The organism is Neosynechococcus sphagnicola sy1 (assembly GCF_000775285.1).
GTDB lineage: Bacteria > Cyanobacteriota > Cyanobacteriia > Neosynechococcales > Neosynechococcaceae > Neosynechococcus > Neosynechococcus sphagnicola.
In genome coordinates this window covers 163,547-188,029 of record NZ_JJML01000017.1, presented here as the reverse complement: position 1 = coordinate 188,029, position 24,483 = coordinate 163,547, and the positions used below count along the sequence as shown (strand labels likewise).

At 45.3% G+C, this 24,483-nt stretch carries 16 protein-coding genes and 2 pseudogenes; 13 read left to right on the top strand and 5 right to left on the bottom strand.

Features of this window, described 5'->3' with window-relative positions; genetic code table 11:
* Positions 1–79 precede the first annotated feature (79 nt).
* From DO97_RS09115 to DO97_RS09100, 5 genes and pseudogenes are all read left to right on the top strand, one after another.
* Positions 80–541 carry a hypothetical protein gene (locus DO97_RS09115; protein ID WP_052128552.1) on the top strand — a complete coding sequence of 154 codons (462 nt, stop codon included), beginning with the start codon at positions 80–82 and terminating at the stop codon, positions 539–541.
* Positions 542–547: 6 nt separating this feature from the next.
* A pseudogene (locus DO97_RS09110) lies at positions 548–1,778 on the top strand (urease accessory protein UreH domain-containing protein).
* Positions 1,753–2,196, top strand: a complete 444-nt coding sequence (locus DO97_RS09105) for a hypothetical protein (RefSeq protein ID WP_036532625.1) — start codon at positions 1,753–1,755, stop codon at positions 2,194–2,196. Before DO97_RS09110 ends, DO97_RS09105 begins: the two are co-directional and overlap by 26 nt.
* A gap of 657 nt (positions 2,197–2,853) precedes the next feature.
* A complete protein-coding gene (locus tag DO97_RS25020) occupies positions 2,854–3,198 on the top strand; it encodes a hypothetical protein (RefSeq protein WP_204368550.1) in 345 nt (114 codons plus the stop codon).
* Positions 3,188–4,243, top strand: coding sequence for a glutamine synthetase family protein (locus DO97_RS09100; RefSeq protein ID WP_239651601.1), 1,056 nt, complete (start codon positions 3,188–3,190; stop codon positions 4,241–4,243). The genes DO97_RS25020 and DO97_RS09100 overlap by 11 nt, the downstream gene beginning before the upstream one ends.
* Here DO97_RS09100 and psb28 read toward each other — a convergent pair whose 3' ends face one another.
* Complete coding sequence (psb28, locus tag DO97_RS09095; protein ID WP_036532623.1) at positions 4,244–4,645, bottom strand: photosystem II reaction center protein Psb28; 402 nt, start codon at positions 4,643–4,645, stop codon at positions 4,244–4,246.
* A 49-nt stretch (positions 4,646–4,694) separates the two neighbouring features.
* Here psb28 and DO97_RS30985 point away from each other — a divergent pair.
* The 4 genes and pseudogenes from DO97_RS30985 to DO97_RS09075 all read left to right on the top strand — a co-directional run bounded on the left by DO97_RS30985 (position 4,695) and on the right by DO97_RS09075 (position 9,515).
* A pseudogene (locus DO97_RS30985) lies at positions 4,695–5,506 on the top strand (ABC transporter ATP-binding protein).
* Complete coding sequence (locus DO97_RS09085) at positions 5,503–6,243, top strand: ABC transporter ATP-binding protein (RefSeq protein ID WP_036532621.1); 741 nt, start codon at positions 5,503–5,505, stop codon at positions 6,241–6,243. Before DO97_RS30985 ends, DO97_RS09085 begins: the two are co-directional and overlap by 4 nt.
* 610 nt (positions 6,244–6,853) lie before the next feature.
* Positions 6,854–7,969, top strand: coding sequence for a GSCFA domain-containing protein (locus DO97_RS09080; RefSeq protein ID WP_204368548.1), 1,116 nt, complete (start codon positions 6,854–6,856; stop codon positions 7,967–7,969).
* A gap of 4 nt (positions 7,970–7,973) precedes the next feature.
* Positions 7,974–9,515 (top strand): sulfotransferase family protein, encoded by a 1,542-nt coding sequence (locus DO97_RS09075; RefSeq protein WP_036532619.1) that lies wholly within the window; start codon positions 7,974–7,976, stop codon positions 9,513–9,515.
* A gap of 22 nt (positions 9,516–9,537) precedes the next feature.
* On the opposite strand, the gene DO97_RS09070 is transcribed toward DO97_RS09075, so the two are convergent.
* The 3 genes from DO97_RS09070 to DO97_RS09060 form a co-directional block, all read right to left on the bottom strand.
* Positions 9,538–13,083 (bottom strand): tetratricopeptide repeat protein, encoded by a 3,546-nt coding sequence (locus DO97_RS09070; RefSeq protein ID WP_036532617.1) that lies wholly within the window; start codon positions 13,081–13,083, stop codon positions 9,538–9,540.
* A 245-nt stretch (positions 13,084–13,328) separates the two neighbouring features.
* The gene (locus tag DO97_RS09065; protein WP_156120505.1) at positions 13,329–14,231 is read right to left on the bottom strand and encodes a hypothetical protein; all 903 of its coding nucleotides are present in this window, start codon (positions 14,229–14,231) and stop codon (positions 13,329–13,331) included.
* Positions 14,232–14,420: 189 nt separating this feature from the next.
* Entirely contained in the window at positions 14,421–15,398 is a 978-nt protein-coding gene (locus DO97_RS09060; protein WP_036532613.1) for a hypothetical protein, read from the bottom strand.
* A 303-nt stretch (positions 15,399–15,701) separates the two neighbouring features.
* Between DO97_RS09060 and DO97_RS09055 the strand changes: the two genes are divergently transcribed.
* Positions 15,702–17,063: a radical SAM protein gene (locus DO97_RS09055; protein WP_036532612.1), complete on the top strand. Its 1,362-nt coding sequence runs from the start codon at positions 15,702–15,704 to the stop codon at positions 17,061–17,063.
* A 238-nt stretch (positions 17,064–17,301) separates the two neighbouring features.
* Here DO97_RS09055 and DO97_RS09050 read toward each other — a convergent pair whose 3' ends face one another.
* Complete coding sequence (locus DO97_RS09050; RefSeq protein WP_036532611.1) at positions 17,302–19,164, bottom strand: coiled-coil domain-containing protein; 1,863 nt, start codon at positions 19,162–19,164, stop codon at positions 17,302–17,304.
* A 109-nt stretch (positions 19,165–19,273) separates the two neighbouring features.
* Here DO97_RS09050 and DO97_RS09045 point away from each other — a divergent pair, with 109 nt between their 5' ends.
* From DO97_RS09045 to DO97_RS09035, 3 genes are all read left to right on the top strand, one after another.
* Positions 19,274–20,275 carry a hypothetical protein gene (locus tag DO97_RS09045; protein WP_036532610.1) on the top strand — a complete coding sequence of 334 codons (1,002 nt, stop codon included), beginning with the start codon at positions 19,274–19,276 and terminating at the stop codon, positions 20,273–20,275.
* 476 nt (positions 20,276–20,751) lie between these two features.
* Positions 20,752–21,558, top strand: coding sequence for a hypothetical protein (locus DO97_RS09040; protein ID WP_036532608.1), 807 nt, complete (start codon positions 20,752–20,754; stop codon positions 21,556–21,558).
* An 11-nt stretch (positions 21,559–21,569) separates the two neighbouring features.
* Positions 21,570–24,218, top strand: a complete 2,649-nt coding sequence (locus tag DO97_RS09035) for a glycosyltransferase (RefSeq protein WP_052128551.1) — start codon at positions 21,570–21,572, stop codon at positions 24,216–24,218.
* Positions 24,219–24,483: the final 265 nt, after the last annotated feature.

Sequence of the window (24,483 nt, the reverse complement as noted above, 5' to 3'; positions counted from 1 at the left end):
CCCCCTGTATTTCTTGGGAATAAAAACCCCAATCTGCCGCTCTACAAGGGATTGGCTACCCTCGGTCAGCTTCCTCTTGATGACCCTCGTGGGTACTGGAGCAGGGATCGCCCATACTGCAGATGCACCTGCTGGGGTGCTGTTTGCCCACGAGTCCTCTGGAATGAGCCTAGACAGTGATGGAACCCACGCTCACCAACAACTGGAGATTCCCCCAGGTCAGCCCGTCCCAACTGTGCAGTTGATAGTGCATCCCGATGCCATCAGGGGCTGGAATTTGGAAGTCAAGGTTACAAACTTTCGCTTTGCGCCAGAGCGGGTCAATGCTGCCAGTATCCCCACCGAGGGACACGTTCATCTTTACATCGATGGCAAGAAAATTACTCGCATCTATGGCTCCTGGTTTTATCTCCCCAGTTTAGAGCCAGGTCAGCATCAGATTAAAGTCACACTCAATGCCAATGGGCATGAGACCCTTGTTCACCATCATCAACCCATTGAAACCACTGTTATTATCCAGGTTCCAACCACCCGTCAATAAATCACCATGTTGGACTTCCTGCTGATCATGGCGCTGGGATTTCTAGGGAGTTTCGGGCACTGTGTTGGCATGTGTGGCCCGCTGACGGTGGCCTTCTCCCTTTCCCAACAATCGGCCTCCCCTCCCACCCTATGGCAACAGTTCTGTTTTCACGGGTTGTTGAACCTCGGGCGGGTGATAAGCTACGTTCTCGTGGGGATGGGGATTGGTGCCCTGGGGTCTGTCCTTGTGGCCGGGGGACAATTGGCTGGGATTGAGAGTGGGTTGCGCCAAGGACTGGCTATCTTCACAGGGACGCTGCTGATCTGGATGGGACTGGCTCAAATCAATCCCCAGCTTCTCCCTCCGACCCCTCTCTTCCACCCCTTCACCCAAGGAAGACTACACCAACAACTCAGTGCTGCTATGCTGCAGCTCTCCTCCCAAGCATTCTGGTTAACCCCTGTGCTGGTAGGCATCACTTGGGGGCTGATTCCCTGTGGTTTTTTGTACGCAGCTCAGATTAAAGCCGCTGCCACTGGTGATCCACTCCGAGGTGCTGCCACGATGTTGGCTTTTGGATTGGGAACGTTACCTGCCATGGTGGGGGTGGGACTATCGGCATCGGTGATCAGTGCGGATCGTCGCAGCCAATTGTTTCGCATCGGCGGTTGGGTGATGCTGCTGATTGGTGGGTTAACCCTCCTGCGAACGGGCAACACCATGACGGATTTCACAGGTCATGCGTCCCTATTTTGCTTGATGCTGACCTTAGCTGCCCGGCCCATCAGTCGCCTCTGGGCGGCTCCCCTGCGCTACCGACGGGTTTTTGGGAGTCAGCGCCTGCCTCCTGGCGATCGCCCATACCCTGCACATGGTGCAACATACCCTGAACTGGCACCTGGATGCGATCGCCTTTATGCTACCGGAACAACAGGGGGCACTTTGGCTAGGGGTGGCAGCCCTTGGGTTGATGTTGCCTGCAGCCTGCACCAGCTTTGATGGGATGATGCACACCTTGGGTTCCTACTGGCGACGGATTCATTTATTGAATATCCCGGTGCTCCTCTTCGCTGTGATTCATTCGATTGGTCTGGGTTCTCACTATCTGGGTGCCTGGGAGCACTCATGGCTTCATTGGCTGGCAGTTTTGGGTCTGTCGGTGATGACCCTTGGGGTTCTCCTCCTTCGCTGGCGCTGGGTTTGGTCACTGTTTTCCTTGGAGCGATTTTATGCCCCGATTTACCCGTCGAAGTAAGTTTTTTGGCAGTTTGCTATTGTCTCTGCTGGTTGTTCCCCCGGTCTGGGCTCACGAGGTTGAGGTTGCTGGAGAGGTGGCGGCGACTTTTCATATTGAGCCGAATGATCAACCCCAGGCAGGCGTACCTGCCAAAGCCTGGTTTGCTTTGACCCGCCGGGGTGGACAAGTGATTCCGCTCTCACAATGCAACTGTCAGTTGGCAGTCTATCCGATTCCCCACGTAGAAGGAAAAACTCCCCCCTTGATGCAACCGCTGCTGAGGGCTTTGAACATTGGACAGTACCAAGGCATTCCTGGCACCCTCATTACCTTCCCCAAGGCAGGGATCTATGAACTAGAGCTGACAGGAACGGCAAAGTCAGGTGTCAGCTTTAAACCATTCACCCTATCTTTTCAAGTGACTGTTACTAAGTAGAGATCAACAGAAGCAACCAGGGTAGCCAGATGGAACGACCATGGGAATATTTGGATATTGGGTTACCCAAGGGCTGAAATCGTTGTCTTGAAGCCTGCTTGCACCCCTTCAGAGCCAGGTTCTTGGATCGCTACATCACAGTTTCCTAAGCGTTTGTTTCCTTACTTCTTTAGAAATAAACTTCTATTAAACTCTGGTTAAGGCTCGTGGGCTGCATGATAGTCTAAGTTATAGACACAAGGAAGACAGTAAAAACTTCCCCAATCTTAAGGCTTCTGGGATTGTGTCTCCTTCCCTGGCCACCCCAATGCTTGTCAGGTTCGTAAAATTTCTGGTGCTACAGATTAACTGAGGGTTTATACGAGATTCTCCTCAGATCCACAGGTTGCTTACTAGCAATTTCGCTGGTGAATTAAGGGTTGGGGTTCAGGCATCTATGAGTAGTAGATAGCGGATCTCCCCTAACGACAAAGGTCCCTGAATCGATATTCCCTAGAAAGGAGGGATAAGTAGACTTCAGCTCTGACCAGCAAAGGGGTTCCTGTTCACTGATTTGGAAATTAATTTTGAGTGACTTTAAAGTGGATCTGATAGCCTTCTATCAGATCCACACTTTTATGTGGATTATTTTCTGTTCTGAACAGTGAAGGAGCCTGCATGGGGAACGCCAAGATCCGAGGGATGCTGGATGTCAAAACCCTAACCCAAATGGTTAGGGATGAGGAAATTGAAACGGTGTTGACTGTTTTCCCTGATCTCTATGGACGGCTGCTAGGTAAGCGGATCACGGGTGACTACTTTATTAACGATGTGTTGGCCCATGCGGTTCATGCCTGCGACTACCTGTTAGCCTGCGACATGGAAATGGATCCGGTTCCGGGCTATGCCTTTACCAGTTGGGCTAAGGGCTATGGTGATTTTCGGATGATTCCCGATCTGAGTACGTTGCGAATTGCCTCCTGGTTAGAGAAAACTGCCATTGTACTGTGTGATGGTTTTTAATGAGGAAGAAGATATTCCGGTGGCGATCGCGCCTCGCAGTCTGTTGAAACAACAGCTCGAACGGGCCAAGGCGCTGGGCTATCAACTCATGGGAGCTTCCGAATTAGAACTCTATGTGTTTGCAGATTCCTACGCCGAGGCCAAGCGCAAGAACTACCATGACCTCCAGCCCATTGGGGATTACATTGAGGACTACCATATCTTCCAGGGAACAAAGGAAGAATTGATCATCGGTGCCATTCGCAAGCATTTAGAGCGATCGGGCATTCCCGTGGAGTTCTCAAAGGGAGAATGGGGACCGGGACAACAGGAGATTAATCTCCGCTATACCGATTTCTTAGAAATGTGCGATCGCCACGTTCTCTACAAACATTTGGCGAAGGAAATTGCCTGGCAAAACGATAAATCCATTACCTTTATGGCGAAATGGGATGAACGCTTTGCAGGATCTAGTATGCACCTCCATGCTAGTGTCTGGGATCAGGCGGGCAACCCCCTGTTTCCAGGGGACGAGGCCTTTGGCCCCGTGCATAGCTCGCCGCTGTTCCGGTGGTTCTTAGGGGGCTGGATGACTCACATTCGGGAGCTGTTTGCCTTTTATGCCCCCTATCCCACCTCCTATAAGCGCTATGTTGCAGGTTCTTTTGCCCCCACCGGAATTGCCTGGGCCTATGACAATCGCACCGCTGGGTTCCGCATCTTAGGGCATGGAGCCTCCCTGCGCTTAGAGTGCCGTTGTCCAGGGGCGGATGCCAATCCCTATCTGGCCTTTGCGGTGACCCTGGCGGCTGGACTGGATGGGATTCAAAATCAAATTGAACCGCCCCCGATGTTTGAAGGCGATGTCTACGCGGCTCGGGATCTGCCCCAGGTGCCAGCGAGTCTCCATGAGTCGATTCAGGCATTAGAAACGAGCACTTGGGCACGCCAAACCTTGGGGGATGAGGTGATTGACCACTACCTCCACTTCTTCCGCACCGAACAACGGAAGTTTGATGAGGTCGTGACCAGTTGGGAGCGGGCTAGATATTTTGAGCGCGCTTAATCAGTGCCTAGGTTTGACACCCTCTCCTTGATCTTCAGGCTCACCATAGGCCATGCCATTGGCTTCAGCGTAGCGGTGCATGAAGCGCATAAAGCGATCCCAGTGCTGATCCTGGTCGATTTCTAGCTTGCATTCCATCCGCTGCAAGTCGTCACCATCGTCGCCCCCGAAGATGAATTTGACGCTGGCAGGTTGAAGCTCCATTTGCCCTTCGGCATCGGCGAGGATCAGAGCTTGGGAGAATTTTTTGGTAAAACTATTGAACCGGGTCAAGGACTGCAAATCTTCAAAGGTCATGACCACGACTCGCATACCAGAATTCTTATCCCGACGCAGGCTGACATTACTGATGTGCTCAGGAATGCCTTCAAAAAACTGAACCGTAGGGATGGGATCGGACATGGAACCATTCAGTGAACATACAAATAGTATACAAAATACAAAGTTTCCCATGAACCCTTCCCCTAGCATCGCCACCACTGCCTTAGGAACCGACTCAACGATTCTGGCAGTGCAGGCATTGACTTGCCGTTTTGGGGGACTGGTGGCCGTCAATCAAGTTTCCTTCAGTATTCAAGAGCACGAGATCTTTGGGTTGATTGGCCCCAATGGGGCTGGAAAAACCACCTTATTTAATTTGATCACCGGACTGATTCCTCCCTCCAGTGGTCAGTTGCTCTATCGCGGTCAGGTGATCACAAAACTCCCCCCCCGACCGAGTTGCAGCCAAGGGGATTGCCCGTACCTTTCAAAATATCCGCTTGTTTGGTAATCTCTCGGTGCTGGAAAATGTCCAGATTGCCTGCCATACCCATGCCCATAGCCCACTCTTGGTGGGGCTGCTAGGATTGACCCCCCGCTCCCCAAGAAGAACGACAGACCCTGGAAGAATCCCTGGCCTTACTGGATCTCATGGGGCTGTACCATCGAGCAGCGGAACCCGCCAAAACACTGTCCTATGGCGATCAGCGGCGATTAGAGATAGCCCGAGCCTTGGCCTTGAAGCCCCAAGTGCTGCTGTTGGATGAACCGGCTGCTGGCATGAATCCCAGTGAAAAGCAGGTGTTGTGCGAATTAATTCGGGATCTGCGGCAACAGTTCCAGCTGACGGTACTGCTGATTGAACATCATGTACCCTTGGTGATGGAATTGTGCGATCGCATTGCAGTCTTGAATTTTGGGGAATTAATTGCCTTGGGAAATCCCGCCACCGTCCGCAATGATCCCGCCGTGATCGAAGCCTATCTGGGAGGAGAGGCATGAGCTACTCAGAACTCAAACCACCTGCCAAGGCACCGCTACTGCAAATCCAACAACTCTGCGTCAACTATGGAGGCATTGAGGCCCTCCGAGGGATTGATCTGGAGGTGTATGGCGGTGAGGTCGTCACCCTGATTGGGGCCAATGGTGCGGGCAAAAGTACCACCCTCCGGGCCATTTCTCGGTTGATCCCCCCTCGCAGTGGGCAGATTTACTTTCAAGGGCGAAAGATTACGGCCTATCGGCCTGATCAGGTGGTGAAGCTGGGCATTGCCCAAAGTCCAGAGGGTCGCCGGGTGCTGGCTCATCAAACGGTTCTCGATAATCTGGAGCTAGGCGCATACACCCGCGACCATGGCGCTGATATTCGCGCCGACATCGATTACCAATTCCAGACCTTTCCCCGGTTGGCAGAACGTCGTCATCAACTCGCGGGAACTCTGAGCGGTGGTGAGCAGCAGATGCTGGCGATCGCCCGGGCGTTGATGAGTCGCCCCCAACTTTTGCTCTTAGATGAACCCAGTCTGGGCTTAGCCCCGACCATTGTTTTAGAGATTTTTGCCATTATCCAATCCCTCCACACCGCTGGCGTCACCATTTTGCTGGTGGAGCAAAATGCCACTCTGGCACTGCAAGCTGCCGATCGCGGGTATGTTTTAGAGGCGGGATGCATCACCTTGGAGGGGCCTGCGACCGAATTGTTAACGAATGAACAAGTGAAGCGAGCCTATTTGGGCTAGGTAATTTTCTGGTTCTAAGAGAGTTCATTTGCAGTAATCTTCAGAAGACACCCATGATTTAAAGGGAATTGCTGGATCATCTGCCCTTCCCCATTGCTTCAGTGTCCGCAAACCTGGATAGCTCTGAGTCTAATTGGAGCAAGAATATACGCTCCAAAAACAAGCGGAAGCCATCTAGATTACCCTATTGTCTGGCCAACCGATTCGCCTGTTACTGTCATGCCCAAGTGTTGGCTGTAGATATGGCATATTTGCACCAAAAACTCGGCAATGCGCTGTATAATCGTGCTCAATCTGACCTGCGGAATGCTCTGATTACTTCAATCAGGCAATCTTGGAAAATCCAGATGACTTGCAAAATTATCATAAAGCGCTGAAAATTTAACCCAATGATACAGAACCATACCTGAAATTGGGGAGTGTGCTGTTCCGACAACATCAGTTGGATGGTGCCATTTTTTGCCAAATTGTGATGAAACTAGAGCCGATTAATATCATTATTTCTTATTTTTCGAATCAGGTTCTGATCCAAAAAAAACATCGCAAGCTTAATGAGTCCATACATGAATTAATGAAATCTCAAATGTCTACATAGTAGAAGCTTCGGTTTTTGATCATTTACAAGCCCATTCATTTTGAAACAGCAATGCATCCCTATAAGAACCTTGAGGAAAAATTTTTTTGGTCTTCGGCGATCGCAAAAAAGAATATGTTTGATATTGATGGATTGTGGGATCCAAAATTTCCCATAACACCGCGCCAAAAAATAGTTACTTTCGGTTCTTGTTTTGCTCAACATATCGGTCGAGCACTAGAGTTACGTGGCTTCAATTGGCTGAACACGGAGCTAGCACCTGCTGGTCTTAGTGCAGAAAATGCGAAGAAATATAATTATGGTATCTTCTCATGCCGAACCGGCAACATTTATACCGCTTCTCTGCTTAAACAATGGGTGGATTGGGCGACCAAAGAGGCAAGTGTGCCTGATGAAATTTGGGAGAAAGATGAAAGATTTTTCGATCCCTTCCGACCCAACATTGAACCGAATGGATTTGCTTCAAAGAACGAGCTTTTACATTCCCGTGAACGCACTTTAGAATCCTTTAATGAAGCTCTCACAACTGCAAACCTCTTCGTCTTCACCCTTGGCCTCACTGAAACCTGGATTCACCAGCAAGCCAGCTATGAATACCCGATGTGCCCTGGGACAGCAGCCGGTACATTTGACAAAAATACCCACAAATTCGTTAATCAAAAATACCCGTTAATACGGAAGGTACTTCAAGAAACAATCAAAAAAATAAAGGAGCTGAATCCGAATATCAAGTTCCTTCTAACGGTTTCGCCAGTTCCATTGACAGCGACTATGTCTGGGAATCACGTACTTGTAGCGACGATGGAATCAAAGGCAATTTTGAGGTCTGTTGCGGGTCAATTAGCTGACCAGTCTAGCTCGGTGGACTACTTTCCTGCCTATGAGATCATTAACGCTACACCTTTCCGGGGTACATTCTTTGAATCCAATCAACGAAGCGTCAATCCTGTCGGCATCGATCATGTCATGAATTGTTTCTTTAACTGCTTAAACATGAAATATCCTATTGAGCGATCCCCAGAAAAATCACATAAAAGTAGTGATTTACATATAAGGCAGTTGAATGCTGCTCACGAAAGTGCATACGACGTGGTATGCGAGGAGGAAATCTTAAGCGCTTTTGGTAAGTAATTAATTGGCTTTAAATATGAAGATATGTGTTTTAGGCAATAGCCATGTAGGAAGTCTTAAGAATGCTTGGGATGAACTACAAAGGAAATATCCAAATATAGAGATTACGTTTTTTGCAGCCCCAAAAAATGATTTGAGCGGCCTTTCTATCCGGAATCAAGAGCTTGTCCCAACTAACAAAGGACTTGAAAAAATACTGCACTATACTTCGGGAGGGAAGACAAAAGTTAACCCTAAAGACTTTGATTTGTTTTTGATATATGGGCTTTATTTTAGGGTATTAAAATTAGACGAACGTTTCTCAGATGCGGTATTGATCCAAGCTTGCCGAGATAACTATCTTCAGTCCCTGAATTATCAAGTGGCTGCCATGGTTCGCCAACTGTCTTCGAGACAGATTTACATAGGCCACCACCCCCTCAAAGCAAGTGAGTCAACAGTCTGCTCCGAGTCAAAGTCTATCAGCTACAATCGGGTACTTGGAATGACTTCAACAATACCTAATATAAGTAATCTTTACTTCCTTCCCCAGCCTGAAATAACGATCGAGAATGGCTGGAATACTAGAATAGAATACTCAAAAGGTTCAACAAGGCTCGAAATTAATGTGAGCAGGAAAAACATCGAGCATCCAAACTCAGATCTAGTACACATGAATGAAAAATTCGGTGAAATTTATCTAAATGCCTTTTTGGAAAAAGTTTCTACAGAAGCATTAATATCAGGAAATTTCTTCACTTGTATTGGAGCTCAAAAAGCAGGAACACGTTGGCTTCACGATAATTTGGACTCTCATCGAGACGTATGGGTACCTTACATTAAGGAACTCCACTACTTCGACGGCATACACATAGAAGCGAATAGAAATTTTTTGCAGAAATTGATTGGAAATGCTAAACGGAGGGCGGACTCAACGGTGTCGATGCCAGATGTTGAACGCCTATGGCGCAAGAAGTATGGAAATCCAGCGGAAATTGGAGATCCATGGTATGTTTCATTATTTGAGATCGCTAACGGCGCTAAGGCATTTGGAGAAGTAACACCAGAATATTCCATGCTCCCGGATGAAGGTTTCGCACACATAGCGCGTATTGCACCCCAAGCGAAAATAATCTTCATTATGCGAGATCCGGTCGGGCGGGTATGGTCACAAATTCGCTTTCGGGCGACCAAAAAGTCAGACAAAGGAATGCTTGAGCCAAAACGGGCTATAAAATTTGCAGACTCATTACCAGTAGTTAATAGAACTACATACGATAAGACTATTGAACGTCTCGAGCATTTTTTCCCAAAGGAACAGATTCTTTATCTATTTTATGAGGATATAGCTAGAGACGGATTATCCGTGTTAAAAAACGTTTGCAACTTTCTACAGATCGAATTTGATCCGGTCTATTTTCCGAAAGCTGGGAAAAGGCTCAATGTCAGTATATCTGCGGACCTACCGAATACTGTGCGCAAGCACCTTAAGACCAAGTATGCATATCTTATTGATTTTGTAGAGGATAAATTTGGAAGAGTTCCCGCCGAATGGCGCGATTCATAAACGTTCTGGATTTATTGGAGCATTAAAGACCACTCACTGGTTTTTTAAACTCATAATAGTCAGAGAACAAACTAGGGTAATAATGTGAATTTCCAAAAGTATAGGAAACTTGATGTCTCTGACTAAACTGTGCAGCTTGAATTAATTTATTAATAACTTGATCCAGAGCCTCATCAATATCAATTAAAATAGATCCTTCAATTTCCTGAACTCGTTCAGATATAGCACCAATATTCAAAGAAACTGGTATAAAACCAAGAGATAAAGCTTCACTTAGAGTATATGAATATGTTTCTGGCCATGTACTAAAAAAAGCAGCAATATTACATGGGTTGGCTTCTACAGCTAGCTTTAACTCATTAAAATTAGCATACTTCCCTAAAATATGAACATTCGATAGATACTCAAATTCACTGTCGTCTTTGGTATGACCAAAGACAATAAATTCTAATGGATAGTTATATTTTAAAGCATACTTAGCACAATCACGTAAAAAGTAATGGCCCTTAATCTCGGAAATTGCTCCAATTATCGCAATTCGATAAGGGACTTCAGGGTCAGCAGAAAGAAGGGACTTCAGGGTCAAATCCCGAAATTTCTCTAGGTGCGGCCTAACATCAATTTCCAATGACGGGAAATACTTCAATAGCCTAGCCTTTGTGTCATGGCTGGGTACAAAGATTTTTCTTGCTAGGTTCATTTTTGATAAGTAATAACTTCGCCATTGAGCTATAGTTTTGAGCTTTGCACTAAGATTTTTAATTCCTTCATCATTATAAGTGCCATTTTGCAGGATACATATGTTGCAAGCACTTTCAACAGGCTCTCCACAATATTTCCCATCAACCGCTAAATTTACTCTTGGACAAATAGATTGATAGTCATGAACAGTTATATCATAGGGAATCTTAGCCTCAGAAATAATCTTCCATACAATTTCTTCATCACCAAAACCAATCGTACTATGGACATGAATATGGAAGACATTAATTAAAGCTAGGTCGTTTAACAGAGTTTGTAACTCCACTGGATCCGCGATCCAGTACCGAGAATGAATATCAATGCCACCAAGCGTTATTAATTTGATCCATCCGTCTTTTTCAGGAGCTAAACAGACAACAGGATATCCTTCTGTTTGTAATTGCTCACTCATATCCGAAATATGACGATACGTTCCACCCCCAAGATCATGAGCTATGAATAGGATGTAATATTGAGCAGTTCTTTTTAACCTCTCAATATCAATTTTACGACGATACTTAGCTAGTGGATCTGCTTTGATAAAGTCATGAACAATAGCATCAAATTCAGGATACTCAGAAGCAATTTTAGTTAACGCATTACTGATAGCTTGCAGTTTATTTTCAGAAAAAGATTGACTGCCAACATGATGGATAAAAATACCTGGAACAGCTACATGTCGCCATCCTAGTCGTAATGATCGTTGAGACCAATCAACTTCTTCACCGTAACCCTTCTCCCATTTCTGCTCATCAAATAATCCTACTTGAGTGAGTGTTTCTCTACGCAAAAAGCAGCAAAATCCATGATTCGTAGGGACATCTACAAGAAAATCTTTATTCACCAACGTGCAAATATTATCAATTTCTTGCGCATCAATCTCTTCCGGCATCTGCTCTACCTCTTCCGCCATTCTTGGATAACTAAAGATAGAAGCATGATTGCTTATGGGAGTCGCAGAGGCAATATTAGATGAGGAATAGGCAGCTTTCCTTAGTCTATCTAACCAATAGTCAACAACAATGGCATCTGAGTTTAAGAGCACAACATCTCTATCATTGCTCAGACTCATGCCACGATTTACACTATGAACAAAGCCTTTGTTAGAGTGATTGATGAGTAGTTGTATCTTGCCTTGATTGGCTAGATCTTCAAGATATAGCCAAATTTCCGGGTCTGGACTTTCATCATTGATGGCAACCAAATTAAGAGGTGTTTCATTCTTTGAATTCAAGACACTTTCAATACAAATCTTGGTAATTACATAGTTTTTATAAATTGGGATAATGACATCTACAACAGGAGATTTGCTGGCACTTAGAAGTTTGCTGTGAATGTCTTGGTTAGGGTGGAAAGTTAAAATTGATTCTCCTCCATCCCTAACAGAGTTTCTAAAACTTGTAATCAGATCGGGAAACAAATGATTTAGTATCCAGTTCTTTTCAATCTGTAAAAAATCACCAGAACCTGCTCGGACAGTATTTCCCAACTTGTATAGGGTGCTAATCGCACCTACAGGGGAAAATAAAAATTTCGGCGTATCAAGTATAGGTATATTTGAATCTTTTAATGTAATGAGAACACTTTGGAAACTGTGATTAGCAATTGGAGTTGAAAGGTCAAAGCCACATCCAAATGCCTCAGTGACATCCAATCGTTTGAGATTTGCAGGGATCGAAATATATCTATTATTGTCAATATATATATCTATTTCAACTGAGTGATTACTTTGTGGATCTAATACCCAACCAGCGATATGGTGCCTTTGAATAATATCGAGATTTCCCTTAAGAAAAAACTTGTATTGAATTGGCTGATCCAATATTTTCTCATCTGGAGTAAGAACTTCAAACACATATTCTTGACCGGTTAAATATGAATCAGGTATTTGTAATTTGAACCAGCAACGGTCATTTCTATCTTCAGGAATTTCTGGGATTTCTTTTCTTGATAAATTAGCGCTAGCAGAACTAATAATTTCAGTCTCGATTCTTAGTCGAACATCACAGAATTCTGAGTGTGAGTTGCTAGTAATAATCCACCCCACAATAAAGTTTCCTGAAATATACGCGATTCCACCATCAAATAAATGATTATTTTGGTCTGGCAGTTGTTTAAGTTTTTCTAATTTCAACTGTATTTCATTGTTGATAAATGGTTTCTGCTTTGAGTATTGAGATGTCAAAGCAAGTGCTTTTTTGTAAGCATTCAACTCTGCTGGTCCCAACTGTTCCAATTTAGTAAATGCTTTGGATAAATTGGCAAAGCTCCATTCGAAGTCTGGCTTGAGATTGATTGCTTGACTGAAGGCATTAGCAGCTTCTTCACACCGATCTATGATCAGCAGAGACTCCCCCAGAGAATAAAAAAAACTGAACTGATCATTGTCAAGCTGTAATGCCTGCTCATATGAGTTAACTGCTAATTCCCATTGTTCTAAGTGACGTAGAACATCACCCAGATAGTAAACTGCCCAAGCGTTCTGTGAGTCAAGGATCACAGCTTTCTTATAGGCTGCTAGTGCCGCTGTCCATTTTTGTTGCTGCCGCAGTACATGGCCTAAATTAAAATACAACCAGAAGTTATCCGGGTCAATTTCAATTGCACTAGAATAACATTGCTGGGCTTTGTGCCACTCTTCCAACAATGTCTGAATGTTCCCTAAATTGTGATGTGCTTGCGCTGAATTAGGGTCTAACTGAATTACCTGCTGATAAGCTACTGCTGCCTGCTCAAGTTTTCCCTGGGATAGCATCTCATCGGCAGTGTTGAGGTATTTTTCTAAGGTGATTTTGTGAGGCAAGCTCTGACCCTTTTTTATTTGCATCTTTTATCTTGACTAGTTTGTTTGGCTCTTGTGGGATCTTGATGAAAATGTATCATTAGATACGGGTTAATTCATGAATAAAGCTTGAAAGCCTTATGGAGAAAGTCATTAGGCTTGCTTATCATCTCAAACCCAGAAGAGCTGTTTGTTTTGTAGAAATAAATACACATAGACACGGGGAATTAATTGCAGATATTATAGTCTTTATTTTAAGAAAATCCCTAAAAATAACTCAAAAAATCATCTCAATATCCAAAAAAATCAGTATACGAAGATTTAGCAGTTGCTCGAATTTCAGCTAATATGGGTGAATCTGAAAAAGTTTGTTTGATAGGCTCCGAGAATTGCTTCTTTTCAGAAACATTTATAGTCTTAAGCTGTATATTACTATCGATGCCAATCGAGTTTAATATCAATGGAAAAGATACGTTTAAATCCTCATATCGAAATAGATAGGTGTCGCACCAACCACTCTCTTTCTTATAGACATGACTACCGATTTCTCTCATATCAGAGATGCTAAAGCCCAAAAACTGCTCGAAGTGATTTCTAAACCAATTGTGGGGACTTACAAACGTTTTGAAGAACTGCAAGAAATGACGTAACTCCTTTTTGTCTGCAATTCCAATTTGCTTGTATTCTTTAGAAATGCATAGCCAATCAGGAGAATCTATAGATTTCAATAATTTGAGAGCATTGTAAATTTGATCAAAAATATGGGGAAGAACCTTGACTATTAATTCATTTTTATCTGAAAAAGTAAAATTATTAGAAGCAGCTATTTCTTTAAAGTAGGGAAAATGTCCAGCAATATTCTGGGAAACGACGGATCGAAACCATTCAATTGGATCTCGTGAAGTTGAGATGAAAATGAGTTTCCCCTCCTCGCACAAATTCTGACGATAAGTATTTATCCTTCGAAGTAGCCTAAGGTTTTTTATTAATTGACCTTCCTTGTGTTCTGAAAAATAATCATTGTTCCTGGGGTCAATAATGAAATTGATAATTTTATTGAAATCCTCCTTGCCAAGAAAGTGACTTTGAAAGCATTCAATATTTCCTAAGCCATTGAGTGAGCTAACTATTGATTGACTAGCAACCTTTCCAAATTGATAAACTACAATGGTAAAGTCAAGGTTTGTTTTCATATTCGCCATTGGAAATCTTTGAACTATGGCACCATTTTTTCAGCGCATTTAGAATATGGTCTAATCCTCACCGATTTTCCGCTATTAATGCATTGCTTGGAAAAACAATTACCACTTATCCCTCTGAGCCTGGAGAGCGGCTTGATACAAATATGGCGATTCTGTACTCTTCGACAAGAACTGTAATGCTCAATCCTCGTCTTCGCCTCTACTTTCCGGGGATAGTTGTGGGCGCTTGGCGAGATGATTCAGCATGACTCTGACGAGATCCGGGGGAAAATGATTTTCTGACACTCGTATCTCATCAGAATTCTCGATCAGCGGATCGGTAAATTCGTGACCCTCTAGAAACGAGTCAAAGAGCTGACGGTTCGATTCCTCATACTTTCTCATGAATTGTTTCCTCTCGGAGGGTGCCATGAGGGAGAACTTCTGCTTGTCTTTCAGTTGCGCACCATAGCGACTGACAACGCCCACAAGTTCCTTGTAGGTATAGTCATCTTGCTGGTTGCTGCGAAGCTGGTTGATCACCCTGAGCGTGCCTGTGAGTCGTGAGTCCAGGGATCGATTTGAGAAGCGATGCGTCGGCTCTTTCAAGGTAGTGGTGATGCCGACAAGTTTGCAGAACTCTTCGATGATTGATGTGTTTGGATGGTACGGCCTTACAAGTATTCGTTCCTTGCCAAATGCCGTGGCCCAGTGTTGGCAAAGTGCCATGTAATCCAGCCGACCCTGGCGGTCAAGCATTTCAGCAAACTGGGCCAGCGGCTTGAAGTAGATTCCTGACTTAAGATGCTGGTTGTACTCTGACAGCAACAGATCGTCCTGCCGTCGCAGGTACAGAACGATGAAAACATCGCAGTAGTCAAACTCGGCGCGGACGATTTCCACGTTGCGGCAGAATTCGAACTCCTCGCTACTCATCACGACCTGTTCGCAACGCGAATTCAGGATCTCACCCTGGAGTCCGGCAAAATCGAAGGGCTTCTTCTTCGCCTTTATCAGACCCCATGCGGCATCGTGATGGCCGAAGTTTGACTCGGGGCATCCTGCGCGGGGGTAAAGCCATCCGTCTACTTCCAGTGCCTCCCGATTGAACGAGAGAATCTGTTGCAGAGCGGTGGTGCCGGTCTTGTGAGTTCCGATATGTAGGAACAGTGTTTTCATGTGGTGAGACTAGATCGCGGAGCGCGCTGACGACCGGACATGGTTGGGAAATTTGGAGTAGACATTTTCGATGTTATTTTAGCAGCTGTTTCATCGCTTCCCAATTGAACTAGTAACCCGTCAGCAATTCTCACTATGGTTCTTTAGTACTATTTTGCATCTGTGAAACCTAACTTGATGACAGTTGGATTAAACACCTATTCAACGGAAGAATGAATGTCTAAATTTCTATCACAGGGCAAAGAACGAAAAATATTCTCATAATTAGAATGGATGATAATTTCCCCTAGGGGGACTACCAACATGGTGAGCCTATCTATCGCTAATGTTCTACCAGCCATTCGTAATCAGGACTTGGAGTTCAGAAAATACGCCAACCTCCTAGGAGTGCTGATCAGTCGCCGAGAACGCTGGAACGTAGTTCCTGGCAAACCTCTCGACATCACCGTTGACCTGACTACTTTCTGCAATCTGCGCTGTCCATATTGCGTCACTGGCAGAGGCGAATTGGAACGTCCAACCGGAATTCTCAGGGTTGAGGGCAATGAGAACATCCTGAATTTTTGCGGATTCGAGCTGTTCATGTGTTCTTACTTCAGCAACGGTGAACCCTTGCTAAACAAACACCTCCCCGAGTTGATGACCATGGCTTCTGAGAAGGAAGTATTCACCGTCATCTCAACTAACCTCAGCGTACCTGTTGGCACGAAGAGGCTTGAAGCGTTGGTAGATTCTGGCTTGAATGTTGTTGTGGCCTCAATTGATGGAACGTGTGAAACCACCTACAAAAAGTATCGGGTAGGAGGAGATTTTAACTTGGTCTTGGACAACCTAAGAACACTCGTAGAGATCAAGAAACAGCGGAACCGGGAGTTTCCAATCATTGAGTGGCGCTTTCTGGTGTTCGAACACAACCAGCACGAAATGCCTGAAGTCTTGAGAAAAGCCGAAGAAATAGGCGTTGATCTGGTCGAATTTTTTCCTGGAAATGCACCGCCAGATCCTCCACCCGGCAGCGTTCGCCGGAACACACTTGAAAAAGTTCCATTTGCTACCTACGGTTCGTACCTGGTCAAAAGCAAAGCCAGAACCGACACGTTGTTGCGCAGACGCTTGTTAGGACAACAAGAATCTGAGGGCAAGCTCGATTTTCCCAGCATCCAGCAAAAGTGCGACTGGCTTTACTTCGGAGGGATGTATTACCCAGAAGGCAACGTTGGGCCTTGCTGCGTTGTAGGGAATACCGAAACAGACTTCGGGTCTTTCTCCAAAGAAGGTGGATACGAGCAAATTTGGAATGGCGATATCTACCAATCTGCGCGCCAACTGTTCAAGACCAGGGACATCTCATCACCATCGACTGTATGCCATAGTTGTCCCATGCCATCGGCACAAGACCAAATGTTCAAAAACTCCTTGCGTGCCTATTTGCTCAACGCACCCGAATGGTTTCTGGCTATTGTTTCGGCAGATCCAGATCGCTTTTTTCATCCCCACGATCCACTTCTGTTGCCGCGCGAGGTGATCGGAATTGTGATGATGAGCAAAGAGAAAATTTCCGTATCTTCAGAAGTAACGTCGCGCCTGTTTCACCTGTTCAAGGAGCATCCTGGTGTGTTAGGCATCATTCGAGATATTGTTGAGAAGCATGGCTGGGGTGATTGATATCACTACTATTACTATATTCTGACCAGCTGTTGCGCATTTAAACTGCATTGATAAGCTGTTGCGCATCCAAACCGCATGAGACTAGGCGTGAAACCCTTGCAGCAAGGTAATCAGCTTGGAAAAATAAATGTAGAGGCTATTAAGCTGGTGAAGTTCAGTCGATTCTTGACTGGCAAAAGCTTTAGGGCTGGAAGTGTACCGCACTTGGCAGAGAACCTCTATGCCGATTAGTTTATTACTTCGACGTATTTGATAGAACTCGTCGCTTAGGAGACGTAATCGATTTCACCAATTGTTGCCATTCTGCTGAATTTGTCAGGATATAGGTATCAAAGTGATTCCCCCTTTCCAGTGAAAATTCAGCGAATCGTTGTAGCCAATTTAAAATCGTTTCTGAATGGGTCAATGGTGTATGTTTCAGAGATTTTTTTAGGCACTGAGTCATTTCCGTGAGGTTGGCATGATGGTAGGCACTATAGGCATCCCAAACTAACAGCTGATAATCAATAGGTAGTTGCTGATCGGGTTGACTCGTAAGACGCTGTGCCAGTTGCATGCGCTCTAGTTGCCCCTGAGATTGCCGCAACTGACTTTGAAATTGCTCCAGCAGTGTTTGGGTTTGGCGCAACTGTATTTGAGATTGTTCCAGTAGTCCTTGAGTAAGTTGTTGCTGAGTGTGGGTCTGTTGGAGTTGAGCCTGAGTGTTTGCTAGTTTTTCAGTTAACTGCTGCTCTCGGGTTTGAGACTCCTCTAGTTCGACCTGAACCCGTAATGACTGGCTGCGAAATTGTTTTAGTTCTTGGCCAGCCTGAAGGGCTTGGATGTTTGACTGYGCTAATGCCTTTTCAGTTTGTTGATGCTGGGTCTGAGAGGTTTGCAACTCTGCATGGGTCTGTTGGAGTTGAGTCTGAGAGCGTGCTAGTTCTTCAGTTAAATACTGCTCGCGGGTTTGAGACTGTTGCAATTCCAGGTGAGCTTGCAACAACTGGCTGTGCAATTGTTTTAGTTCTTGGTCAGACTGAAGAGCTTGAAGTTTTGTCTGTGCTAACGCCTGCTCAGTTTGTTGATGCTGGGTCTGAGAGATTTGCAACTCTGCATGGGTCTGTTGCAATTGATCCTGAGACCGTGCTAACTCTTCGGTTAAATGCTGCTCGTGGGTTTGAGACTGCTGCAATTCCAGATGAGCCTGCAACAGCTGACTCTGGAACTGCCTCAGTTCTTGGCCAGACTGAAGCGCTTGAAATTTTGTCTGTGCTAACTCTTCGGTTAACTGCTGATCGCGGATTTGGAACTGCTCTAGTTCCGACTGAGTTTGTGACAGCGTTAGTTCCGCCCCTGCCTGCATATCTTGCAGCAGGGATTTCTGCTGTTCTAGATTTAGCTGTAGAGCCTCCGTTGCAGATTGAGCCTGAAGGATCTGTGCTTTAACAGTTGTGAGTTCTGTGGAAGTTTGCGCTAGTTGTTGAAGACGCTGGGAGACATTAAACCAGACATTTAAAATCTCAGGTACCGCAGGGAGAGATTGAGAGCGGTTCTCATAGTTAAAATCTGGCTCTCGCCCCAAGAGTTCAGCGTGGGACTCAAGACATAGGTAAAGTTCATTCAGTTCGGGTAACTGTGGACTCAGTAGCGGAACACAGAGGTTACCCCAGTCCTGGAGATTGTTATCAACTGGTTGTCGGAACTCTGTCACCCCAGGAGCGGGTGAGGCTATGCCCAGCCTCTGCCAGAGGTGCGGCCAAGCCTGAACATCCAGGTAGTCTAAATTCACCAGAAAACACGCTTGGGGGTAAGCATATTTGAGCTGGAGCATTGCTTTAGTGCCAGCTTGCCACTCTGCCAGTAACTGTTCTCCAGGTTGACCTGTGACTAAACCGTGGTGCAGCATCATCCAAGGTGAAATGTAACCCAGGATGGCAATAGTCCCCGAATCTGACCGCAGCACCGCGTCTAAATTCTGAAAATCATGCCAAACGAACGCGTGGGCATCAGGCAGGGGCTGAGAGGGCCGAATGATCTCAATTTCTTTGGCAGAGAACCAACTCTGGTAACGCTCCCAGATACTTGCTGGAGTACCCGCGATCAGGACTTTGGACATGTTTTCAAGGATGACTTGGAGCGATAATATCATAACTCTGACAGAGGCTGGGGTAGGCAACCATAGGTACGTCGTACACTAGACCCGGAGCGCACTATAATAGGTTGCCATGACAGAACAGTACTCAAATAGTCAGGGCATTAATAGTCAAGGCATTGTCTGGGTCGGTGCTGGGGATGGTCGGCAGATTGAACGTCTGTGGAATTCAAAACGACCACTGTGGGTGCTTGAGGCTGATTCCGTTCTCTCAGAAAGACTTAAAGAACGATTTAAAGATGATCCACAGGTACACGTTACAACCCAGCTAGTGACGGAAGTATCGGGTGATGCTACCTTCTATTGCTATAACAACTCCCGTGAGAATGGGCTGTTACCACTGAACTTATCTCAGGCTTTTTGTCCAAATATACGGTTACTGTCAGAGCAAAAACTTCAAGGCCAATCCCTAGCCTTCCTCCTGGAAGATACCGAAGTTCACTACGCTGATTTGGTGATTGACTGCCGACCCGCATTACCGATTTTGCGCGGAGCAGGGGGGATACTCAGCCAATTTGAACAGGTGCAAGTTATACTCTGTCGTGCAGGGGAGCAAGACGAGTCAGAGGCTGTTATGCAACTCCTACAGCAGTTTGCCCTAGAACTATCCAGCACTCAAGAGACAGCCCATCCAGCCCTAGCCATTTTTTCCTTCAAGCGCGATCGCTTAGCTTGGTCAGAACTACACCGCCATCATTTAGCGCAACAACTGGCCGCCAGTGAACAGGTAGCCAGCGATCGCCTAACGCAGGTTGAGACTCTGAGCCATGAAATAGCACAGATCACCGCATCGCTGACCGAACAGAAAAACCAAGTTGAACAACTCAGGCAGGCCAGGGATGAGCAGACCCGATTAGCCCAAGATCGCCTGACACAAATTGCATCCCTGAGTCAAGGCAAGGCCGAGTTGGAGACCAGACTCAGCGAAAGCATCACCCAACTAGAAATACTCCGTCAAGTCAAGGGAGAATTAGAGCAATCCCTAGCCGCACAACAGACCCAGATTGAGAAACTGACCCAAGCTCAGGCAAAACCAAGGTCAATACTGGGCAGACTGAAATTATTCCTAGGATAATTTTGGCACTGGGAGACGTTGACAAATGAGGCGAAGGAGCAGAGAGCAGTTATATCGAGACTAGAAGCAGAGGATACGGCACTTAAACACAGTCAGTTACAGACAGTCAGATACAGTAGGAACTTAGGTGGACAGAACGCACCTTGGAGTATCCCACCCATTGACTTCTAAGCTTTTAAGTAGCGCCCACCTTTTATATTTCATATTCAAGGGATATATGGAAGCAAGAATTGCGGGGTCATTATAGTTTAAAACATGGGAAAATATTTTATGTCCAATCAAAAAACGAAATATGCTTCCCCTGGAGATCCTAATTGTTCATTTTTTCAGCTAGCCATCAAAATACTATAAATCTTGTGGGTATTGAATGCATTTCCATTCAGTGAGTTCTAATCCAAATAGAGTGGCGAGAAAACCCAGAAAACACCTAGAATATTAAACTTATGTCTCACTCATCTAGCGATATCACTAATCCTGTGGCTGCTAACCTTCCGAACCCAACTGTGCAACTTCTCGAACAACAACAGACCACCAACACACACCATCTAGAAGCAGCCGAATCTGGTTATTTTTTAGGTATTGAAGAAGAGTATGCAGTTGGCTATCTTCTACTAAAAGAAGATCCTAAAATATCACCCTCAGTTGAATTACTAGATGGGCAAAAACTGATCGCCGTAATGCCAACAATCAAACAGGCACAGAAAGCAAGATGCGGAGTTAACCGAATTTACAACTCAAGTTTTAATCAAGACATAGACAACTGGAATTTAGTTGTTAGTGGTGAAGAATCCCATCACCTAGGTGTCCGTCTTAGTGATACATGGAATTTAACAAATGGTTCTACAGCCTTTATTCACCAGAATTCCTCCAGTAGCCAAGGGTTTGCTGATCTTATTTACCAAGATCCGGAGGAAGGTGAGTTTTTGCGAATTCGCGAGTTTTACGAATATCAATTTTCAGGGTATTTTGGCCTACATCGATGTAATGGATCTCTGCAAGTTGAGTGGTTTGATGCCCATAAAAACTCATTAAAAATAGATACTCAATTCATTGAAACTAAGCTCCTAGGAGGAGCTGATTTATCAGCTTACTTCAAATCAATTAATTTACTAATTGCTCCAAAAAGTGCAGCATTTGCTCGACTGAGTCTCAGGAAAAATGCAACCAAAAAACGTGAAGATGATAGTTTTTGTTTTTTACACGGCTGTTTTTTGGTGAAGTGTCTAAAACTCCTGTGGAGTGGTGTGAATCCCCCGAGCGATTGCCTGGGTACTCAAGTTTAATCGCTCATGACTTGGTACGTTATACATTCAAAATTCCGCTGCCACCGCTGCTTTTTGATGGACAACTACACCTGTTATCAGTTCGTGAGCTTTCAACGGGTAGAGTTTGTGGCGGTTCCCAGCTGACCTTTCAATACACAGTCAAGATTGTTGGCGAAGTCATTGGTTTAGATGGTGCAGCAATCTGTGGCTGGGGGATGGACGAAAAGTCTCCCCATGAACCCCTGACCGTGAAACTTTTGGAGGGAGATCAGGAAATTGCGGTGGCGATCGCTAATTTACCTCAGTCTGCAAAAGGTAATGTTGGATTTCGGCTCCCCCTAACGGCTGATTTTTTTGATGGCAGACCTCACCTCTTCTCAGTTATTGCTGCACCCTCAGGATTCCTGATTGGGCAGACGGCTGTGATTGTGCCCTTTATGATCACGCCTTGGCATGCACTCCAGAAATATGCTGGTGATCCTCTGCCTGCTTTCTTAGCTCCGACGGCTCATTTTCGTTATCAGGCATTACTGGCTCACTTAGCTACCCTTAGTCAGCAAGTTGGCCTCCATAAATTGGCTCCAGGGGCAGTTAACGATGAAGATAATTTAGACTCCAGGTTGCCGATCTCTCAAATTGAACAAATGATGCAGTTGTCCCAACTACATCATCAGATTCTTCATGGCTTTGAGAAACGCAAGACACTGGAACCGATGAAGGTGCCCAAAGTCGTTAATCCTCGGGTTTCAATCATTATTCCAGTCCATAACAAATGTGCGGTCACCTACAACTGTCTGGCAGCGTTACTATTTGCTCACAACCAAGCCTCATTTGAAATCATTATTGTCGACGATGGTTCTACGGATGAAACCTTAGAGTTACCAGAGTTAATCCCAAATGTGACCTATGTCCGCCATGAATCAGCCCAGGGTTTTATTCGAGCCTGTAACCATGGATCTCAATATGTCCAGGGTGAGTTTGTTGTTTTTCTCAACAATGATACTGAGGTGACTGTCGGTTGGCTGGATGAAATGCTATTTGTATTTGAGAGCTTTGAGAATGTAGGTCTTGTTGGTGCGAAGCTGCTTTATCCGGATGGCAGGTTACAAGAAGCAGGGGGTATTGTTTGGGGAACTGGCGACCCCTGGAACTATGGCCGCTTAGGTAATCCCCAAGATCCCAAGTACAACTACACTCGCCAAGTGGACTACCTATCTGGAGCAGCAATCATGGTGCGGCAGGAAGTCTGGCAACAGTTGGGAGGATTTGATGAAGCTTATTGTCCTGCTTATTACGAAGATACCGATCTAGCTTTTCGGGTGCGATCTTTGGGATTAAAAGTTGTCTATGCACCCTTTAGCCAGGTGATCCACTTCGAGGGTCTTAGTAGTGGCACCAGCACTGCCTCTGGAATTAAACGCTACCAAGAGATTAACAAACCCAAGTTCAAGAGTCGCTGGTTTAATGCCTATCGTTGGAATGGCGAGGTGGGTAAAGATGTGGATCTACAGAAAGATCGTGGTATTGATCGACGGGCTTTATTTATCGATAGCCAAGTTCCCTGCCCCGATCAAGATGCAGGGAGCTATGCCGCGATCCAAGAAATGAGACTGATACAATCCTTGGGATTTAAGGTGACATTTATTGCGGAAAGTTGTGCCTATTTAGGGAATTACACAAAGAACCTGCAAAAAATCGGAGTCGAATATCTCCATGCTCCCTTCTTTAGTTCTGTTAATGAAGTCTTAGAGCGGAGAGGGAGAGAATTTGATGTTATCTATATCACTCGCTATAATGTTGCCGAAAAATATTTGAAAACCGTCAAGATGTATGCACCCCAGGCAAAAATTCTGTTTTGTAATGCTGATTTACATTTTCTCCGTGAACTCAGAATGGCGATCGCCCAGGGTGATGATTCATTACTGAAAAAAGCAATTCAAACCCGTGAAATAGAATTGGCTATTATGCGGGATGTGGATGTTACCCTTTCTTATAATGAGACGGAACATGCCGTGATCCAATCTCATAATTTGGGCCAGAGTTGTATTGCTAAATGCCCATGGGTGGTTGATGTTATCCCTCAGGTGCCCTCGTTTGAGAAGCGTCAGGATATCGCCTTTCTGGGTGGTTTTGGTCACCCTCCTAACATCTCTGCTGTGAAGTTCTTTGTTCAGGAGGTGATGCCACTACTGCACCGTCATTTGCCAGATCTCCGTTTCTTAATTTACGGTAGTAAGGTTACGGCCGAAATTGAAGCACTTCAATCTGACACAGTGATTATTAAAGGATTTGTTCAGGATGTTGCTGAAGCTTACAATTCCTGTCGGGTGTTTGTAGCTCCGCTTCAAATCGGAGCAGGCATAAAGGGAAAGGTCATTGATGCCCTTGCCTATGGGGTTCCTACGGTCATGACCCCGATTGCGGCGGAAGGTACAGGGATTCGTCATGGCATCGAAGCAATGATTGTAGATGAACCCCAGAGATGGGCAGAGGCAGTGATGGAGCTATATAGCAATCAGGTAAGGTGGCAGGCGATGTCTACCGCAGCCCAGACCTTTGCCCAGGTGCAGTTTTCCTTTGAAGTTGGGCGATCTCTGATGCGGAAAGCTCTAGAAATGGCAGATATTTTCGTCTCCGAAGACATGCAGTCTCTGAGTTTAAATCGATGTCAAATTTAAGGGTAAGATTTGTTTGGATTCCCGAAACCTCTAGCCATGGACGATCACCATACAGAATTCAAGGGAATTGCTGTAACAAGTGCGATCGCTACGATTCAAACACAATCTTCAGCTACAATCCCCGACGATTTATGTCCCTGGGCGATCGCGTTTTACAGGTAAAAAACAACTCTTAGATGGTTCTCGGCATTGGCTTTTATGCTGCTGCACAACTTAGGAAGGAGAATAGAAGCATCGAAGTTCCTCGCTGCTCACTATACGATGA

What these genes read in the sequence shown, in the direction of transcription:
- DO97_RS25020 (WP_204368550.1), top strand. Translation starts at nt 2,854, where the DNA reads ATGGGGAACGCCAAGATCCGAGGGATGCTGGATGTCAAAACCCTAACC.
- DO97_RS09055 (WP_036532612.1), top strand. Translation starts at nt 15,702, where the DNA reads ATGGTGAGCCTATCTATCGCTAATGTTCTACCAGCCATTCGTAATCAG.
- DO97_RS09060 (WP_036532613.1), bottom strand. Translation starts at nt 15,398, where the DNA reads ATGAAAACACTGTTCCTACATATCGGAACTCACAAGACCGGCACCACC.
- DO97_RS09085 (WP_036532621.1), top strand. Translation starts at nt 5,503, where the DNA reads ATGAGCTACTCAGAACTCAAACCACCTGCCAAGGCACCGCTACTGCAA.
- psb28 (WP_036532623.1), bottom strand. Translation starts at nt 4,645, where the DNA reads ATGTCCGATCCCATCCCTACGGTTCAGTTTTTTGAAGGCATTCCTGAG.
- DO97_RS09115 (WP_052128552.1), top strand. Translation starts at nt 80, where the DNA reads ATGACCCTCGTGGGTACTGGAGCAGGGATCGCCCATACTGCAGATGCA.
- DO97_RS09045 (WP_036532610.1), top strand. Translation starts at nt 19,274, where the DNA reads ATGACAGAACAGTACTCAAATAGTCAGGGCATTAATAGTCAAGGCATT.
- DO97_RS09100 (WP_239651601.1), top strand. Translation starts at nt 3,188, where the DNA reads ATGGTTTTTAATGAGGAAGAAGATATTCCGGTGGCGATCGCGCCTCGC.
- DO97_RS09070 (WP_036532617.1), bottom strand. Translation starts at nt 13,083, where the DNA reads ATGCAAATAAAAAAGGGTCAGAGCTTGCCTCACAAAATCACCTTAGAA.
- DO97_RS09105 (WP_036532625.1), top strand. Translation starts at nt 1,753, where the DNA reads ATGCCCCGATTTACCCGTCGAAGTAAGTTTTTTGGCAGTTTGCTATTG.
- DO97_RS09065 (WP_156120505.1), bottom strand. Translation starts at nt 14,231, where the DNA reads ATGAAAACAAACCTTGACTTTACCATTGTAGTTTATCAATTTGGAAAG.